This window comes from Paraburkholderia sp. SIMBA_027 (assembly GCF_046535315.1).
Classification (GTDB): Bacteria; Pseudomonadota; Gammaproteobacteria; order Burkholderiales; family Burkholderiaceae; genus Paraburkholderia; species Paraburkholderia tropica.
In genome coordinates, this window is record NZ_JAWRWY010000006.1 from 188,637 (window position 1) to 205,609 (window position 16,973).

Here is a 16,973-nt window from a genome sequence, read left to right on the forward strand (position 1 = left end):
AAAACGAAAGGGCCGCAACGCGTCAGCGTGCGGCCCTTCGTGTTTTGCCGGGGTTCGGCCCGAATCAATCTGCGGATCGGTACGGATCTCGACCGGTGCGCGCCACGCGCCAACACGGTCGAATCAGCGGACGATCCGCTCAGCCGATCAGCGGTCGCTGCCCGAGTTCGAGTTGGCGGCCAGCATTTCCGCCTGCGCGGCCTTCGCTTCCTGACGCGAGAGGCCTTCGATGTTCACCTTGGCGGTGCCCGCGTGCTGCAGGCCGAGCATCTTCGCCGCCGCATACGACAGGTCGATCACGCGGCCGCGAGCGTACGGGCCACGGTCGTTGATCTTCACCACGACCCACTTCGAGGTCGAGGGCACGCTCACGCGCACGTACGCGCCGAGCGGCAGCGTGCGGTGCGCGGCGGTCAGCGCTTCCATATTGAAGCGCTCGCCGCTCGCGGTCTTGCGACCGTGGAACGCGCGGCCGTACCACGAGGCGCGGCCCGTCTGGTGGAACGAGCCGACGTCCGGGCTGTCGCTGTCGATCGGCTGGGCGTCGGCGAGCGACTTGTCGTTGTTCGCGCCCGAAGCAGGCAGCGCGGCCAGCGCGGAGCCGTAGCTCTGCGGCGTGGCAAACGCGGTGTGCGCGTCCTTGGTGCTGAGCGCGTTGCCCTGCGCCTGGTCTTGCGGACCCGGCGGCATGGCACAACCGGCCAGCACGGACACGGCTGCGAGACTCCCGAATCGTCGTCGAGAAAGTCCGAATTTCATAAGCTAGTCATCACGTTTCAAGGCCGTCCCGCGCCTTGGTTGCGCGTTGCCGGATAGCCTCGGCGGTCGCAGGTAAAAGGACTCCCCGCCCGCGAAACGCGGACGAAAGCCGATACCCGGATGCAGCTCCTGAGCCGCTACCGCTGGTTTTCTTTCACGTCTGGCGCAACCTGTCCCCGGCAGCCTGACCAGACCCCACATGCCGCCATCGAACGCGATGGGCTGCATTCAGGCACGCCGGAACAACACGGCGCACAGGAACGGCGGCGTAGGCCCCACCCAGCGTCACGGCAGCAAGACCGTGGCAGGCGCGTGGCACCTGGCTGGGCAAGACGTGCGGTGCCGAACGGATCGGCACCTGATTTGCCGTCTTGTAAGGCAGCCTGTTGGGCGAGCCTCGACGGACGGCACTGCTTGACGGCGATGCATCGCGACCCATTTTTTACCGCGGGTCACATCGCCCAGTGAATGCACGTAGAACGTGCGTGATGGGTCGCATTATACCTAAAACTTATTCTTGTCATCCGTTTCCCATAGAAATCCTGACCATTTCTCACCATTGATGTAATAAAGGACGATCACCCTACTCACCTCGATCCCTTGTCTGACAAGGGATTCAGCCGATCGCTGCGCGCCTCGGGCGGCGCTCCCTGCGCGCCGGTACAATCGAATCTTTGGCCGGCGCCGAGGCGGCCGCGGTTCGCTCGCGACGTTTCCTGACGTCGCGGACGTGGACGATCCCGTCCGCAGCCCGCCTCGATGCGCCCCGTCGTCCCAACAACATTTCCGTCCCCGCGTTAGCGCATGAAAGTCACGCTGATTCCCGTCACGCCGTTCCAGCAAAACTGCTCGCTGCTTGTCTGCGAAGCGACGAACCGCGCCGCCGTCGTCGATCCCGGCGGCGACCTCGACCGCATCGAAGCCGAGATCGCGAACCAGGGCGTGCAGCTCGAAAAAGTCCTGCTCACGCATGGCCACGTCGATCACTGCGCGGGCGCGAAGGCGCTGGCCGAGAAGTTCGGCGTGCCCATCGAAGGTCCGCAGGAAGACGAACGGTTCTGGATCGAGCAGTTGCCGCAGCAGAGCGTGCGCTTCGGCTTCGGCCATGCGCAGCCGTTCGAGCCGGATCGCTGGCTCGTCGACGGCGACACCGTGCGCTTCGGCGACGAAGCGATGGAGGTCTATCACTGCCCCGGGCACACGCCGGGCCACGTGGTGTTCTTCAGCCGCGCGCACCGGCTCGCGCTGGTCGGCGACGTGCTGTTCGCCGGGTCGATCGGCCGCACCGACTTCCCGCGCGGCAATCACGCCGACCTGATCCGCTCGATCCGCGAAAAGCTCTGGCCGCTCGGCGACGACGTCACGTTCGTGCCGGGCCACGGACCGGTGTCGACCTTCGGCGAGGAGCGCCGCTCGAACCCGTATGTCGCGGACGGCGTACCCGGCGCGACGGGCCAGGCGCAGTGGGGCTGAAGTGGGCTGATGTCGGGCCAAGCGCTGCGAACCCAGCACCAGACAGATTGAATCAACCAGGCGAAGCAATGAATCAAGCAGCCATAGAGGAAATTTACGTCAGCACCGATGTGGAGGCCGACGGTCCGATCCCCGGTCCCCATTCGATGCTGAGTTTTGCGTCGGCGGCCTACACGGCCGACAAGCGCCTGATCGCCACGTTCTCGGCGAATCTCGCCACGCTCGACGGCGCGGCGCCGCATCCGGTGCAGGCCGCATGGTGGGAAACCCAGCCCGAGGCGTGGGCCGCGTGCCGCACCGATCTGCAGGACCCGGCCGCCGCGCTCGTCGCCTACGTCGAATGGGTGGAAAAGCTGCCCGGCAAGCCCGTGTTCGTGGCGATGCCCGCGGGCTTCGATTTCACCTTCATGTTCTGGTACATGATGCGCTTTGCGGGCCGCTGCCCGTTCTCGTGGTCGGCGCTCGACATCAAGACGCTGGCCTTCGCGATGACGGGCCTGCCGTACCGCAAGTGCATCAAGCCGCGTTTTCCGAAGCACTGGTTCGACGATCACCCGCACACGCACGTCGCGCTCGACGACGCCATCGAGCAAGGCGCCCTGTTCTGCAACATGCTCGCCGACCTGCGCGCGCAGCAGGCCGCCGCCGCCGAAGAAGGTACCGCCTCAAGGCAAAATACCGCCGTCTGAGCGCTAAGTTAGGGAAATTCCCTCGTCATCTGTGGTTTGCATTGCGTTTCGTTTTCCCGGCCTCTACCATTTGGGAATCCGGCGACGCACATGGAGGCGCATTTGACACTCGATACCTTCTCCCAGAAGATCCTGCGCCTGCTGCAGCTCGACGCGCGCCGTTCGGTGCAGGAAATCTCCGATCAGGTGGGCCTGTCCAGCACGCCGTGCTGGCGCCGCATCAAGGACATGGAGCAGTCGGGCGTGATCCAGCGCTACACGGCGCTGCTCGATCGCGAGAAGCTCGGCCTGCATGTCTGCGCGCTCGCGCATATCCACCTCACGCGTCACACGGAAGGCGGCGTCGAAGCGTTTGAGCGCGAGATCGCCACCTGCCCCGAGGTGACGGAGTGCTACAGCACCACGGGCGAGTCGGATTACATCCTCAAGATCGTCGCGCCCGACATCAAGTCCTACGACACCTTCCTGCACGAGCGCATCTTCCGCATCCCCGCGGTCGCCCAGGTGCGCACAAGCGTCGTGCTGCGCGAAATCAAGTTCGATACGCAGTTGCCGCTTTAAGCGCACTCGCGCGCACCTGAGGCGCAGACGAGCGCTTCGGCGTCAGGTGTGCGCGGCGAGCGACTTTACCGCCTCGAGCCGGCTCGCGCCGAGTTCGCGCCTGAGCGCGTCGAGATCGACGGCCTCGAGCGCGCGCGGGTTGCCGCCCGGCGCAAGCACGGCCTGAATTTCCAGGCCGGTGCTCAGGTAATGCAAGGTCACCGATTCCACCTGCACGCCGCGCGCCGCGAGCGCCTCGCGCAGCGCCGCGGCCACGCGGTCGCGCGGCGGCAGGCTCGCGACCGAGCGCGCGAGCATGTCGTCCTCGGGATCGACGTGGATCAGCGCGTCGAGCACGCGTGCATCGGTAAGCACGCGCTCGCGCGCCATCTCGGCGATGTAATGCCCCTCGGACACCGAGATCAGCGGATCGACGAGGATGTGCGCGTCGACCAGCGCGAGGTCGCCGGTTTTGCGCGTACGCATTTCGTGCACGTCGAGCACGCCCGGCGTGGAGAGCAGCAGCGCGCGCAGATCGGCCGCGGCGGCTTCGTCGAGCGCGCGGTCGGAGAGATCCTGCAACGCATCCCAGCCGAACACCCAGCCCATGCGCGCGACCATGAAGCCGACGATGGCCGCCGCGATCGGGTCGAGCAGCCGCACGCCCATCAAGCTGCCGACGATGCCGAGCGCCACCACCAGCGACGAAGCGGCGTCCGAGCGCGCATGCCACGCGTTGGCGATCAGCATGGCCGAACGCACGCGCTGGGCTTCGCGCAGCATGTAGCGGAACAGCCCTTCCTTCGACATCAGCACGAGCACGGCCACGGCGAGCGCGCTGGCATGGACGGGCGGAATATCGTCGAGATTCGCGATGCGGGTGCCGGCGCGCGCGAGCATACCCACGCCGACCGTAATCAATATGGCGCCGAGAAATAATGAAGCAACGGTTTCATAACGGCTGTGGCCGTAATTGTGATCGGCGTCCGGTTTTGCGCCGCTATGGCGATTGGCGATAAGTACGACGAAATCGGAGACCAGATCGGAAAGCGAATGCACGCCGTCCGCGATCAATGCCTGCGAATGCGCAATCACACCCACGACGATTTGCAGCACGACCAGCACCGCATTCACGGCGACACTGACCAGCGTGGTCTTGCGCGCCACGCGCTGTTTATCGGAAAACGTCTCGGCGACAGAGGAAGCCATGCTCGGGGCAGCGAGGTCACAATATCCCGATTGTAATGGCCACGCCGTCCCTAATTGTAGATAACCCTGGAATCTTCTTTTAAATCAGGCGACTACGAGAAAGCGTCGCATTCGCATTCAAATATGAACCCGAAGAGCCGGTTCAAAACGGCCTGGCTTAATCCGCCGCGACGGCCGATTGAGGAAACAGAATATGGCATCCGAACGTAAGAATACGTAAGGTAGACGCAATAGATCGCAAAATGCGGACGCAAAAAAGCCGCGCGTCATTTCCCCGTGACTGCGCGGCTTTTCTGCTGGACGGACATTTGAGGTCCGCCTGGCAAACACTGTCTGGCGATTTACTTCTGGATCAGGAATTTCTCGCGATCCTTGCCCGCGATCCAGCGCGGCGGCTTGCCACGGCCCGACCACGTGCTGCCGCTCTCGGGGTCGCGATACTTCGGCGCGACGCTGGCGCGCGAGCGACTGGCCTGCTTGGCGGCCTTGCCGGCTGCACGGCCGCCGCCGAGTTCGGCGAGCGTGATGCCGTAGTCGGCCATTTTCTGCTTGATCTCGTCGAGGACTTCGGCATATTCACGCGCCTTCGCCTCTTCAATCTGCTGCTCCAGCTTCTCTCGCTGTGCGAGAAGTTCCTTGTATGACGACATGAGTAAAGGTGCCTTGATGGTTCGTTGATAATGGCTACCGATCTTGCGCCAGTATGCCGATTGACAGATGATTCGCCTCGGAAATTGGTGGCGAGATTAACACAGAAACGAATCCCCGGAAAAGCGCGCGCAATAAAAATAATTAAAACAGATTTCCAACTGTTCCGCAGCCCCGCAAGTCATAAAGACGCTTTCATTGCGTGCAAATCAGTATTTTTACTGAATGCCGCTTTTTCCAGATAAATCCGATTCTCACAACTGGCAACTTATGAAAATTAATTGGTAAGAATTCGCAAAACATTTCATGCGATGAGAACTTTGCATGCGATGCGTCATTTATCGGGGAATGGCGCATCGCAACAATCGGGAAAATCCCACAGATGGCGGCATCCAGTTAGAGGGATTATTCAGATAGCGTGGCGCTCAATGCAGTCGATTAGCACGGCATGCAAGGATGGCGTATCGGCCTGCGGCTCCTCGAAAACGAAGCGCGCACGCTGTCCGTCTAGCGCGAGATCGGCGCCATAACGGTCCACGCCCAGTAACTCCAGTCCGGCGCGGCGCGCGGGATTCGCCTCGAAGGCCGCGATCAGCGCATCTTCCTCGCCGGCGTCCAGCGGATCGAGGTCGTCGATATCGTTGCCGTCGAGCCAGCCCATCGCGCCGAAACCGCCGATATAGCGCAGGCGCTCGACGTGCATCACCCAGAACGTAAAGTCGCCGAGTTCGAGATAGCGCGCCGCGTCGGGCTGATAGCGCAGGTAGCGGCGCGCGAGCGGCGAGTGCGCGTCGGCGTCGGTGGGCTCGAAAAGACCGAGCAGCGTCATGCGCGGGGCGTTCAGCACGTCCTCACCGCGCGCGCCCGTCTGCGCGATGAGCAGTCCGGCGCGCGGATCGCCCTGCAGGTTGCGCGTGTGCTCGGCAAGCCGGCTCACGAGAATCACGGGCCGGTGCTCCGTGTCGACAGCGAACGGCAGCAGCGTCGGATACGGGAAGCCGTGCGGCTCGCGCGCGTGCGTGGCGAGCGCGCCGACGGACACCTGATGCAGCAGATGCAGCGGGGCATGGGCGGGAATCTTCACGGCAGCGTCCTCGGGCGATGGAAACGGCGGAAACGAAGCAGGCCGGCGGCGGCAAGCCCGCATTCCGCGATGCCACTATTAGAGCAGGCCGCGGCGCGGCGAGCAGCCTGCGCGCGCGTTGGCTAAAATCGTCGCCTGGCTTTCAGACAGCTTATTCGCCCGGCCTGGCCGACATCGATCCGGGCCGCCGCCGTCCGCTTTCGCTGATTTCCGCCACCACAGCCGCCGCTTCACTTATATCCAGCCGCCATCCTTCGCCGGAATTTCCCAGTGTCCAACCACGCCTCCGATCCCGCACTCGACGCGCAGCCCGCCGCCGTCCATCGCGCCCTGCCCGCCGCCCGGCGTCACCGCGCCCGCATCGCGACGATGGCGCTCTTCTTCGTCGCCGGGATGATGTATGCCTCGTGGGGCGTGCACGTGCCGACCGTGCGCGACAAGTTCCACCTGAACGCGGCCATGCTCTCGTACGCGCTGTTCGCGGTGGCGGGCGGCTCGATTGCCGCGATGACGTCGATCGGCACCTGGATCGCGCGCGTCGGCTCGCGCCGCGCCTGCTTCGCGGGCGGCATCACGATGAGCGTCTGCGGCGCGCTGATCCTCGTCGTGCCGTACTACTGGATGCTGATCGTCGTGCTCGCGGCGTTCGGCATCGGCATGGCCACGCTCGACGTCGCCATGAACGCCGAGGCGAGCGCCGTCGAGGAAGCGGTCGGCAAGCCGATCATGTCGGGGCTGCACGGCATGTTCAGTCTGGGCGGCATGGCCGGCGCGGCGATCGGCGGCGCGCTGCTCTCGCGCGGCATGGCGCCCGCGCTGCATCTGCTGCTCGCTTCGGCGCTGGCCGCGCTGGTGCTGGCCGTGTCGTGTCCGGCGGTGCTGCCGCACGTGCCGCATGCCGCGCACGGCGAGCACGCTAAAACCGGCAATCGCTGGCGCACGCCCGCATTGTGGGCGCTCGGCGCGATCGCGCTGATCGCGCTGATCGCCGAAGGCGCGATGTACGACTGGGCGACTGTCTATATGCGCGACGTCGTGCTGTCGACGCCCGCGCTCGCGAGCGCCGCCTACGCCGCGTTCTCGGGCGGCATGGCCGTGGCGCGCTTCGCCGGCGACGCCGTGCGCGCGCGCTTCGGCGCGCCGCAACTCGTGATGGTGAGCGCATCGCTCGCCTGCGCGGGGATGATCGGCGCACTGCTGCTGCCGTTCTCGTTCACCGCGCTCACGGGTTTCACGCTGATGGGTCTCGGCCTCGCGAACATGATGCCGGTGCTGTTCGCGGCGGCCGCGCGCGTGAAGGGCATCCACGCGGCCGAAGGGCTCGCGCACGTCGCGGGCATCGCGTACTTCGGGCTGCTGTTCGGGCCGGTGGTGATCGGCGGCATTACGCAGGTGACGAATCTCACCGTGGGCCTGTCGGTAGTCGCGCTGTGCGCCGCGCTGGTGGCGTTCGCCGCGCCGAAGGTGTTGCGGCGGCTGGGCATCTGAGCGAGGCGCCTCGCATCGCCGGTACATCCGGCAGCCTCGGGCAACGCCCAAACAAAAAGCCCGCGAGTCGAAAGACCCGCGGGCTTTTTTCATCGATGCCGATGAACGGCACGTCACGCAGCGCCGCCCGAAGGCCGCGCCGCGCACGCCGCTCTTACATCTTCACCACGTCGAGCAGCGACTTCTTGCCCGACTTGTAGTTGTACAGCGAGATCACGCCGTGCTTGAGGTCGCCCTTCGAGTCGAAGGTCGTCTCGCCGATCACGCCCTTGTAGTCCGTCGTCGGCATCTGCGCGAGGATCTTGGCCGGATCGGTCGAGTTGGCGCGCTTCATCGCGTCGACGATGATGTACACCGCGTCATACGTGAACGGCGCGTAGATCTGGATCGGCTGGCCGAAGCGCTTCTCGTACTTTGCTTCGAACTCCTTGCCAAGCGGCATCTTCTCGAGCGCCATACCGGCTTCCGAGCAGACGATGTTGTCGGTCGCGTCGCCGGCCAGGTCCGAGAGCTTGTCGGTACAGACGCCGTCGCCTGCCAGCACCTTCGCGCGCAGGCCGAGCTGCTTGGCTTGCTTGGCGAACGGGCCGCCGGTGGCGTCCATGCCGCCGTACATGATCGCGTCGGGGTTTTCGCCCTTGATCTTCGTGAGAATTGCGCGGAAGTCCACGGCCTTGTCGTTCGTCGCGTCATGCGACAGCACGTTCATGCCGAGCGCCTTGGCGGTCTTCTCGAATTCGTTCGCGAGGCCCTGGCCATACGCCGTCGAGTCGTCGACGATCGCAACGCTCTTAACCTTCAGCGTCTTCGACGCGAAGTTCGCGAGCGCCGGACCTTGTTGCGCGTCCGTTGCCACCACGCGATACGTGGTCTTGAAGCCCTGTTGCGTGTATGCCGGATTCGTTGCCGACGGCGAGATCTGCACGATGCCCGCATCGCTGTAGATCTTCGAAGCCGGAATCGACGTGCCCGAGTTCAGGTGACCCACGACCGCCACGACCTTGTCGTCGACGAGCTTCTGGGCGACCTGCGTGGCCGTACGCGGGTCAGCCGCGTCGTCCTGCGCGTCGAGTGCGAGCGTGACCTTCTGGCCGCCGATCGTCAGACCCTTCGCGTTGATCTCTTCGACTGCGAGACGCGCGCCGTTTTCGTTGTCTTTGCCCAGGTGAGCGATCCCGCCCGTCAACGGCGCAACGTGGCCAATCTTGACCGTGACGTCGGCGCTCGCCGCCGTTGCAAACGACGCGAACAGCATGGCTGCTGCGCTGATCGGCAACAGCTTGTGAAGCTTGATATTCATGTAAGTCTCCAGTTTCGAACCCAAAAGCAACGTAATCGCCCTGTGCCCCCGCGCCCCGAACGTGTCGCTCCCCGTCGGACGACCACGCAGGATGCATCCTTGATGCACCTGGCCAGTATGGTTTCGAATGCCGTTTGTGACAGCGTTCGCGCACCATACTTGCGCGCAAGTGTAGGTGATCAAATTAATTTGGGGGACTTTTTTCAGATATCGGGGCGAGTACCAATAGGCTTTCACCCGAGCCCCGCGGAAACCCCGCCGGAAGCCCGCTGCGCCTTGCTCTGCAAGGCTTCTACAAGACGTTTGCAATCTTTCGGAAAGCTAAATCCAGGCAGCTCACGACTCTTTTTTGAGATTTTTTGTGAATCAGCCTCGGCGTATTTTTTACTGCTTGACGGCAATCGGTTTTCACGCTGGAACAACCGCCAACGTTTGCGCATTTTCAGCGCGCCGCAATTGAGTTCGGATTCCTCGATAACCGCGCGCCTTTAAAGTCAGCTTTCGTTTAATTGATACCGAGGCTATGAGCGCGTATTCACCGATTCACTCGCTGCGCCTCGGTCATCGGCGAACTGGATGCATCAATTCATGTTGTCCGCGCACGCATCGACCGCGCGAAACGAACGCGCTCGACGCGTGCGAGGCGCGTGTGAGGCACGCTTCGAATAAACGAAAATATTACGATCCGCTTGCGAGTACGACGCACGCTGCAGGCAGGGCGGCGCCTATGGCAAACTGGCTCCCCGTTTTACCGGCCCAGGCCGCACACCCATTCGCGAAGAAGGAGAGCAACGTGAGCGTAACGACTCGATGGATCGACATTCCCGCCGGCAAGGACAGTTTCGGCGCCTATCTCGCCCTGCCCAAAGGCGGCAAGGGTCCCGGCATCGTCATCATCCAGGAGATCTTCGGCGTGAACGGCCATATCCGTGACGTGGTCGAGCAATATGCGCTCGACGGTTACGTCGCGATCGCGCCGGACATCTTCTGGCGCAGCGCCCCGCGCGTCGAACTCGAATACACGGGTGCCGACCGCGACCGCGGCATCGAGCTGATGAAAGCCACCGACTTCAATCTCGTCGTGCAGGACATCGCGGCAACCGCCGACACGCTGCGCAAGCTGCCCGAGTGCACGGGCAAGGTCGCGGCCATCGGCTACTGCCTCGGCGGCCGTCTCGCCTATATGGCGGCGGGCAGCGGTTCGGTCGACGCGGCGGTGTCGTACTACGGCGGCGGCATTCACACGCAGCTCGATCTCGCCGACAAGATCAAGCAGCCGATCCTGTTCCACTACGGCGAACTCGATCACGGCATTCCGCTCGATCAGGTCGGCCAGGTGAAGGAGCGCTTCGCGGGCCGCGACAACGCCGACGTCTATATCTACCCGGGCGCCGATCACGGCTTCAACTGCTCGGTGCGCGCGTCGTACAACCAGAACGCGTCGGTGCTCGCGCACGGCCGCACGCTGAGCTTCCTCGCCGAGCATCTGTAAGCGGGTTTCCCGGATCATGGCGATCGCGTCGATCGCCTCGATCGCCTGACAACGGCCATTGCGGCAGAATCGCTGCAATGGCCGTTTTGTTTTTTGGGCGATGCGTTCGCCCGCTGAGCCGCGAGACGGGTCTGAAACTCGCCGCGGCATTCACTCACGACGCCAACAGGGAGCGCGCGCCTTGCAGTCCGACTATCTGGAATACGACGCCATCGGCCTCGCCGAACTCGTGCAGCGCCGCGACGTGAGCCCGCGCGAGTTGCTGGACACCGCCATCGCGCGCGCCGAAGCGGCCAATCCCGCGATCAACGCCATCGTGCTCAAGGATTACGACAGCGCACGCAAACGCGCCCAGCACGTCGCGCCCGACGGCGACGGCTTCGACGCACTCGCGCAAGGGCCGCTCGCGGGCGTGCCCTTTCTCGTCAAGGATCTGGGCGCGGCCGTCGCCGGTTTGCGCATGACGCTCGGCAGCCGTCACTATCGTCATTACATTCCGACCGCCGATGCGCCCGTGGTCCAGCGCATTCGTGCGGCGGGCCTGAACATCTTCGGCAAGACCAGCGCGCCGGAACTCGGGCAGATGCCGTACACCGAGCCCGAGCTGTTCGGCCCGTGCCGCAATCCGTGGAATCTCGATCACACGCCCGGCGGTTCGAGCGGCGGCGCGGCGGCGGCGGTCGCGGCCGGCATCGTGCCGCTCGCGCACGCGTCCGACGGCGGCGGTTCGATCCGCATTCCGGCCGCGTGCTGCGGCCTGTTCGGCTTCAAGCCCTCGCGCGGCAACCAGCCGACCTCGGACCTGCCGCGCCCGCCGGGCGAACTGGGCGTCGATCTCGCGATATCGCGCAGCGTGCGTGACAGCGCGCTGATGCTCGATCTGCTCGCGGGCGATCCCGGCCTCGCGCCCGGCGCGCCGGGCAGCTTTCTCGCGGCCGCGCGCGCGCCGCTCGACGGCGGCAAGCCGCTGACGATCGCCTACATCACCGATCCGCTGTTCGCCGACGCGCTCTCGCCCGACGTGCGCGACGCCCTCGACGACGCCGCGAAGCTGCTGACTTCGCTCGGCCATATCGTCGAGCCGATCGAACTGGGCATGGATTTCACGGCCACGCGCGAAGCCTTTCTGATGATCTGGTCGGTCGTCGCCGAGCAATACGTGCTGAACGCCGACACCATCACCGGCAACAAGCCGCGCCGCCAGGACTTCGAGATCCCGACGTGGGCGATGGCGCACATCGGCCGCAAGTTCGGCGAGCGCGAACTGCCCGCCGCGCTCGCCGAGCAGCAGCGCGTGACGGCGCGCTTCGACGATCTGATGAAACGCTTCGACGTGATGCTGTGCGCGTCGCTCGCGGCGCCGCCCGTGAAGATCGGCGAGCTGAAACCCACGCAGTCGGAGCGCCTGCAGATGCGCGCCGTCACCGCGATGCCGGTCGAAGCGTTGATGAGAAAACTGCTGACGGAAGCCGCGAACAAGGCGTTCGCGTGGGCGGGCTGCACCGAGATCTTCAATATGACCGGCCAGCCGGCGATGACGGTGCCGCTCGCGTGGAATGCGCGCGGTCTGCCGGTCGGCGTGCAGTTCGCGGCGCGCGAGAATCACGACGCGTTGCTGCTGCGCCTCGCCGCGCAACTGGAGGCGGCGCGGCCGTGGTTCGGCAGGCGTCCGCCTCTGCTGATGGCGCGCGTCTAGACTCGCGCGCCGCTTTCAGGCTCAGTGCGGCTTGTGCCGCGAGAGGCGCTTACGCCTTCTTGTTATACGCGCTGCACCAGCCCTTGCCCGCGACCTGCTTGCCGCCGAACATCGGGCACGGCGCGAACGCGTCGGTGGCCTTGCCCTGGTAGAACGTGCAGTTGCTGCAATCCTGGCCGGCGGCGTACTTCGCGTATTTGGCCTTGTCGACCTTGGCGGCGTCGAGCTTGTAGCCGAGCGCCTGGGACGTGGGATCGGCTTCGGATGCCTTCGGGGCATCGGCGAAGGCCTGGCGCGACAGCGCAACGGTCGTGGCGACGCCAAGGCTCGTGATCAGAAAGCTGCGGCGGGACGATTTCATGGGACTTACTCCAGTATTGTGGGCAACACCGTTCTGACGACGGCGCGCGAGAAGCATAGCAACGATGCCCCACCGCGTGAGCCTGCAATTCCGGAGATAAGAGAAGCGCGTCATCACGACGCGCACGCGCGCTCAACCCGGCCCGGCCATCTCGCAGACGCGCTGCGCAATCGCAAGCGACGCCGTGAGCCCAGGCGACTCGATGCCGAAAAGATTCACGAGCCCGCGCACGCCGTGCGAGGCGCGGCCCTGGATCACGAAGTCGGCGGCCGGCTCGCCCGGTCCCGAGAGTTTCGGACGAATGCCTGCATACGCAGGCTGCAACGCGCCGTCGGGCAGCGCGGGCCAGTAGCTGCGGATCTGCGCGTAGAAACTGTCGGCGCGGCGCGGATCGACGTCGTAATCGATCGACTCGATCCATTCCACGTCGGGACCGAAACGCGCCTGGCCGCCGAGATCGAGCGTGAGATGCACGCCCAGCCCCGCTTCGTTCGGCATCGGATAAATGAGCCGCGAAAACGGCACGCGCCCCGTCACGCTGAAGTAATTGCCGCGCGCCAGATAGAGCGGCGGAATGTGCCGCGGATCGAGTCCGCGAATGCGTTTGGCGAGCCGCGTCGCTTGAAGCCCCGCGCTGTTGACGAGCGAGGCCGCGCGGATTTCGGTCGGCGCGTCGCCGCCCGTGCGGATCACGAAGCCGTTCGCGCTCGCGTCGATCGATTCGACCGGCGATTTGAGCGCGACCACCGCGCCGTCGCGCTCGGCGTCGCCTTGCAGCGCGAGCATCAATTGATGGCTGTCGACGATGCCGGTCTGCGGCGAATACACGGCCGCCACGCATTCGAGCGCCGGTTCGAGCGCGAGCGCCTCCGAGCCGCTGATGCGCGTGAGGTCGAACACGCCGTTTTCCTTGCCGCGCGCGAGGATCGCGTCCAGTTGCGCGATCTGCGCGGGCGCGGTGGCGACCAGCAGCTTGCCGCAGCGCGCGTGCGCGACGTGACGCTCGGCGCAGTAGTCGTACAGCATCTCGCGGCCGCGCACGCAGAGCGTCGCCTTGAGCGAGCCGCGCGGATAGTAGAGGCCCGCGTGAATGACCTCGCTGTTGCGCGAACTGGTGCTGGTGCCGATTGCCTCGGCGGCTTCGAGCACGATCACTTCGCGGCCGCGCGCCGCCAGCGCGCGCGCCACGGCGAGGCCGACCACACCCGCGCCGATCACCACACATTCGATCTGGTCCATGACGCTGCGCTCGCCTCCCGCTCGCTCCGGCATCCTTCAAAAATTGTACGCCGCGCATCGGCAAGCCACCGGCGCGAGTGCGGGCGAAGGCGCGCTGGCGTACACGCATGACGCGCGCGTGCCGGGCGGCTTCGGGACACGATTTTCCCGGGGTCGAATCGATTTAACGCGCACGCGGCGCGAGGCGGCATTACATTTGCTGTAATAGTTTTCTCGCCCTACGCGATGGAAACCGGGCGGGGTTGTCCCCACATCCTGAAAACAAAGGGGTTTTCGTCCTTGCCGCGACGCCGGGCTTCGCCGCGATCCGGCGGCCGCAAACGCGGCGTTTGCGAACCCGGTATAGGATCGATGGTCATAACGAACCCTGCCAAGCATGGAGCCTGTCGAGATGACGTTATGGAAGACCGCCCTGAGCACCGCACTCGTCGCCGCCTGCGCGCTGGCTGCGAGCGCGCGGGCTCAGGAAACCGCGCCGCCCGCAGCAGCGTCGATCACGGTGACGAATCCCGCGCCCACGGCTGCATCGGCGGCGGCGGCCGTTGCGGCGGCCGTTGCGGCGTCCGGCACGTCCGCGCCGGCTTCGCCGCTCGCGCCGCAAGGCGTCGTCAACTGGACGCTGGAAGTCGACCGCGACGGCCAGAAGATCGACAGCTTCGAGGGCTCGACCACGGTCGGCCAGGCGCGCACGGACACGCATCACAAGGTGGTCACGCACAACGTGGGCTGCAAGGATCAGCCCGCGGGCAGCATCGACCTGCAACGCACGATCACGGTGTCGCCGCTGCAAGCGAACGCCAGCGCCGCGATTCTCGCCATCGACGCCCAGGAAACGCTGGAGAACCCCGTCGCGCCGAAAACGACCGACGGCTGCAAGCTGCCGCCGCAGCCGCGCCAGGTGAGCGCGAGTCATCCGGGCCTGAACGTGCCCGCCGGCCAGTGGGTGACCTGGACGATCGTCGATCACGATCCCAAGCTCGTCTACCGGGTGCGCGCGAACCTCGCGCCGCCCGCCGCGGGGCCCTGACGGCGCACCGGTCGACCACGAACCGGAGCGCGGCCCACCGGCCGACGCCGTCCACCCCGCGTCAGAACACGTAGCAACACACGCATGCGAAATCTCGAACAACCTCTCATCGACATGGACCCGGCCCACGCCGGGGACTTCGTCGCGGTGAGCTGGAACCTGCACAAGGGCCGCTCACCGCTTGGCTTTCAGGCCTGGCAGGCCATGCGGCGCTGGGTGCAGTCGACCCACGCCGACGCCTGGTTTCTTCAGGAAGCGATGGCGCGGCGTCTGCCGCAGCCGGTGCTTTCGTCGACCTTCGGCGCGCCGCTCGGCGATCCGCTCGAAGACGTCTGGCAGTGCCAGGCCACCGAAATCGCCCACGCGCTCGAATTGCAGATCGCCCTCGGGCCGAACGTGTTCAAGCCGTCCTGGCGGCACGGCAACGCCATTCTGTCGCCGCATCCGCTCGACCTGGGCGGACGCTGGGACATCTCCGCGCATCGCTTCGAGCGGCGCGGTCTGCTGGTGGCGCGCGCGAGCGTGGCGGGCCAGCAGGTGACGCTGCTGTGCGCGCACCTCGCGCTCACCCGCAGCGCGCGCCTCAAACAGATGCACTGGATCGCCCACTGGATCGCCAAGGAAGCGCCGCAAGGACCGCTCGTGCTCGCGGGCGATTTCAACGACTGGCGCAACGATTCGGTGCCGCTGTTCGCCGAACACGGCCTGCAGGAAGTGGCGACGCTGCTCGGCGAGCCCGCCCGCACCTTCCCGGCGTTCTCGCCCGCGCTCGCGCTCGACAAGATGTTCGTGCGCGGCCTGCAACCCGTCGAACTGATCACGCCGCCGCAGGAAACGGCCTGGCTCTCCGATCACCTTCCTTATATGGCGCGGCTGCGGCTGGAGTGACGCGAGACGGCGGGCTCGCGCGCCGATTTCGCCGATTTCGCCGATTTCGCCGATTTCGCCGATTTCATCCTTCCCGCCGATGATTCCCACGCCGCGCGAAAACGGCGTCGGAACCGCTGAAAAACGCCCTGGGTCTGCGAAGCAAGCGCGTTAATATGTCGCGTCGCGCGCCTCGATGGCGCGCTTTTCTTGCTCCGAGGCCCGCGTGCATCACCTCGCCACCCTGCTCCAGATCGCCGTCGTCTACCTGTTCGCGCTGATCAGTCCCGGCCCGAACTTCTTTATGGTGACGCAACTCTCGCTCGCCGGACGGCGCGGTCTCGGCATTGCGTCGGCGTTCGGCGTCGGCACGGGCTCGACGCTCTGGGCCGCGCTTGCGATGCTCGGTTTCGCCGCCGTGCTCCAGCACATCGACTGGCTGTATCAGGGCGTGCGCATCGGCGGCGCGCTGTATCTGCTGTGGTTCGGCATCAAGCTGCTGCGCTCGGGCATGCGCCGCGACACGGCATCGCAGAACGCCGCGCCCAGCGCGCCCGTCGAGCCGCTGCCGCCGCCCGACCGCCGCGCGTGGTTCCGCACCTGGCGCGCGGGCTTTCTCACCTGCCTGACCAACCCGAAGTCGTGTGTGTTCTGGACCAGCGTGTTCGCGGCGGTCTTTCCCGCGCATCCGCCGACGTGGTTCTACGGCGCGGCGCTCGCGCTGGTGGCGGCGATGTCGTTCGGCTGGCACGCGGGCCTCGCGCTCCTGTTCGCCGATCAACGCACGCAGCGCGGCTACAAGCGCCTGCGCCGTCCGATCGACGCGTTCTGCGGCACGGCGCTGATCGGCCTCGCCGCCAAGCTCGCCGCCGACCGCTGACCTTTGACCGCCGGCCTTTGACCGCCGCCCTTTGCCCGTTGAAGCCCGCTCGGCGTCTGCTGAAACCCGCCGATGTCTGCTGAGGCATCCTGAGCAGTTTCAAGCGTTGTTCGCGCGCCGCGAAACTGCCCCGCCGTCAGGGTCAATGGTGCGGCCTGTCAGACGATCCGGTATTATCTGGGGCGAACATTCGCAGGCGCGCCTCGTTCGCGACGCGCGCC

General features: G+C 65.7%; 17 protein-coding genes. 9 read left to right on the top strand and 8 right to left on the bottom strand.

What is annotated here, in order from left to right:
• Positions 1–147: 147 nt before the first annotated feature.
• Positions 148–759, bottom strand: coding sequence for a septal ring lytic transglycosylase RlpA family protein (locus tag SB764_RS13505; protein WP_065061960.1), 612 nt, complete (start codon positions 757–759; stop codon positions 148–150).
• An 804-nt stretch (positions 760–1,563) separates the two neighbouring features.
• On the opposite strand from SB764_RS13505, the gene SB764_RS13510 reads away from it, so the two are divergent.
• The 3 genes from SB764_RS13510 to SB764_RS13520 all read left to right on the top strand — a co-directional run bounded on the left by SB764_RS13510 (position 1,564) and on the right by SB764_RS13520 (position 3,482).
• Positions 1,564–2,232 carry an MBL fold metallo-hydrolase gene (locus SB764_RS13510; RefSeq protein WP_183712880.1) on the top strand — a complete coding sequence of 223 codons (669 nt, stop codon included), beginning with the start codon at positions 1,564–1,566 and terminating at the stop codon, positions 2,230–2,232.
• Between the two features lie 68 nt (positions 2,233–2,300).
• A complete protein-coding gene (locus SB764_RS13515) occupies positions 2,301–2,921 on the top strand; it encodes an exonuclease (protein WP_065061956.1) in 621 nt (206 codons plus the stop codon).
• A gap of 90 nt (positions 2,922–3,011) precedes the next feature.
• Complete coding sequence (locus SB764_RS13520) at positions 3,012–3,482, top strand: Lrp/AsnC family transcriptional regulator (protein ID WP_173816881.1); 471 nt, start codon at positions 3,012–3,014, stop codon at positions 3,480–3,482.
• Positions 3,483–3,524: 42 nt separating this feature from the next.
• On the opposite strand, the gene SB764_RS13525 is transcribed toward SB764_RS13520, so the two are convergent.
• From SB764_RS13525 to SB764_RS13535, 3 genes are all read right to left on the bottom strand, one after another.
• Positions 3,525–4,670: a cation diffusion facilitator family transporter gene (locus SB764_RS13525; RefSeq protein WP_074982957.1), complete on the bottom strand. Its 1,146-nt coding sequence runs from the start codon at positions 4,668–4,670 to the stop codon at positions 3,525–3,527.
• Between the two features lie 341 nt (positions 4,671–5,011).
• Entirely contained in the window at positions 5,012–5,320 is a 309-nt protein-coding gene (locus tag SB764_RS13530; protein ID WP_065061952.1) for an H-NS family nucleoid-associated regulatory protein, read from the bottom strand.
• 407 nt (positions 5,321–5,727) lie between these two features.
• Positions 5,728–6,402 carry a HugZ family protein gene (locus SB764_RS13535; protein WP_074982955.1) on the bottom strand — a complete coding sequence of 225 codons (675 nt, stop codon included), beginning with the start codon at positions 6,400–6,402 and terminating at the stop codon, positions 5,728–5,730.
• 270 nt (positions 6,403–6,672) lie between these two features.
• Here SB764_RS13535 and SB764_RS13540 point away from each other — a divergent pair, with 270 nt between their 5' ends.
• Positions 6,673–7,890 carry an MFS transporter gene (locus SB764_RS13540; RefSeq protein ID WP_183712886.1) on the top strand — a complete coding sequence of 406 codons (1,218 nt, stop codon included), beginning with the start codon at positions 6,673–6,675 and terminating at the stop codon, positions 7,888–7,890.
• A 154-nt stretch (positions 7,891–8,044) separates the two neighbouring features.
• Here SB764_RS13540 and SB764_RS13545 read toward each other — a convergent pair whose 3' ends face one another.
• Together SB764_RS13545 and SB764_RS13550 are read right to left on the bottom strand one after the other, a co-directional pair.
• A complete protein-coding gene (locus SB764_RS13545; protein ID WP_065061947.1) occupies positions 8,045–9,190 on the bottom strand; it encodes a branched-chain amino acid ABC transporter substrate-binding protein in 1,146 nt (381 codons plus the stop codon).
• 233 nt (positions 9,191–9,423) lie between these two features.
• A complete protein-coding gene (locus SB764_RS13550; RefSeq protein ID WP_124260925.1) occupies positions 9,424–9,630 on the bottom strand; it encodes a hypothetical protein in 207 nt (68 codons plus the stop codon).
• 353 nt (positions 9,631–9,983) lie between these two features.
• On the opposite strand from SB764_RS13550, the gene SB764_RS13555 reads away from it, so the two are divergent.
• Both SB764_RS13555 and SB764_RS13560 read left to right on the top strand, forming a co-directional pair.
• Positions 9,984–10,682 (top strand): dienelactone hydrolase family protein, encoded by a 699-nt coding sequence (locus SB764_RS13555; protein WP_065061945.1) that lies wholly within the window; start codon positions 9,984–9,986, stop codon positions 10,680–10,682.
• Between the two features lie 181 nt (positions 10,683–10,863).
• On the top strand, positions 10,864–12,378 hold the full coding sequence (locus SB764_RS13560; RefSeq protein WP_074982952.1) for an amidase: 1,515 nt from the start codon (positions 10,864–10,866) through the stop codon (positions 12,376–12,378).
• A 49-nt stretch (positions 12,379–12,427) separates the two neighbouring features.
• On the opposite strand, the gene SB764_RS13565 is transcribed toward SB764_RS13560, so the two are convergent.
• Positions 12,428–12,739, bottom strand: a complete 312-nt coding sequence (locus tag SB764_RS13565) for a high-potential iron-sulfur protein (protein ID WP_065061941.1) — start codon at positions 12,737–12,739, stop codon at positions 12,428–12,430.
• Positions 12,740–12,871: 132 nt separating this feature from the next.
• The gene (locus SB764_RS13570) at positions 12,872–13,978 is read right to left on the bottom strand and encodes an NAD(P)/FAD-dependent oxidoreductase (RefSeq protein WP_065061939.1); all 1,107 of its coding nucleotides are present in this window, start codon (positions 13,976–13,978) and stop codon (positions 12,872–12,874) included.
• A 391-nt stretch (positions 13,979–14,369) separates the two neighbouring features.
• On the opposite strand from SB764_RS13570, the gene SB764_RS13575 reads away from it, so the two are divergent.
• The 3 genes from SB764_RS13575 (at position 14,370) to SB764_RS13585 (ending at position 16,752) form a co-directional block, all read left to right on the top strand.
• Positions 14,370–15,005 (top strand): hypothetical protein, encoded by a 636-nt coding sequence (locus SB764_RS13575; protein WP_410863784.1) that lies wholly within the window; start codon positions 14,370–14,372, stop codon positions 15,003–15,005.
• A gap of 84 nt (positions 15,006–15,089) precedes the next feature.
• Complete coding sequence (locus SB764_RS13580; protein WP_065061937.1) at positions 15,090–15,893, top strand: endonuclease/exonuclease/phosphatase family protein; 804 nt, start codon at positions 15,090–15,092, stop codon at positions 15,891–15,893.
• 205 nt (positions 15,894–16,098) lie between these two features.
• Positions 16,099–16,752, top strand: coding sequence for a LysE family translocator (locus SB764_RS13585; protein ID WP_065062291.1), 654 nt, complete (start codon positions 16,099–16,101; stop codon positions 16,750–16,752).
• The last annotated feature ends 221 nt before the right edge of the window (positions 16,753–16,973 follow it).

Excerpts from the sequence above, each read along its gene's own strand:
- SB764_RS13505 (WP_065061960.1), bottom strand. The coding sequence starts at position 759 with ATGAAATTCGGACTTTCTCGACGACGATTCGGGAGTCTCGCAGCCGTG.
- SB764_RS13510 (WP_183712880.1), top strand. The coding sequence starts at position 1,564 with ATGAAAGTCACGCTGATTCCCGTCACGCCGTTCCAGCAAAACTGCTCG.
- SB764_RS13515 (WP_065061956.1), top strand. The coding sequence starts at position 2,301 with ATGAATCAAGCAGCCATAGAGGAAATTTACGTCAGCACCGATGTGGAG.
- SB764_RS13520 (WP_173816881.1), top strand. The coding sequence starts at position 3,012 with ATGGAGGCGCATTTGACACTCGATACCTTCTCCCAGAAGATCCTGCGC.
- SB764_RS13525 (WP_074982957.1), bottom strand. The coding sequence starts at position 4,670 with ATGGCTTCCTCTGTCGCCGAGACGTTTTCCGATAAACAGCGCGTGGCG.
- SB764_RS13530 (WP_065061952.1), bottom strand. The coding sequence starts at position 5,320 with ATGTCGTCATACAAGGAACTTCTCGCACAGCGAGAGAAGCTGGAGCAG.
- SB764_RS13545 (WP_065061947.1), bottom strand. The coding sequence starts at position 9,190 with ATGAATATCAAGCTTCACAAGCTGTTGCCGATCAGCGCAGCAGCCATG.
- SB764_RS13550 (WP_124260925.1), bottom strand. The coding sequence starts at position 9,630 with ATGCGCAAACGTTGGCGGTTGTTCCAGCGTGAAAACCGATTGCCGTCA.
- SB764_RS13565 (WP_065061941.1), bottom strand. The coding sequence starts at position 12,739 with ATGAAATCGTCCCGCCGCAGCTTTCTGATCACGAGCCTTGGCGTCGCC.
- SB764_RS13570 (WP_065061939.1), bottom strand. The coding sequence starts at position 13,978 with ATGGACCAGATCGAATGTGTGGTGATCGGCGCGGGTGTGGTCGGCCTC.
- SB764_RS13575 (WP_410863784.1), top strand. The coding sequence starts at position 14,370 with ATGACGTTATGGAAGACCGCCCTGAGCACCGCACTCGTCGCCGCCTGC.
- SB764_RS13580 (WP_065061937.1), top strand. The coding sequence starts at position 15,090 with ATGCGAAATCTCGAACAACCTCTCATCGACATGGACCCGGCCCACGCC.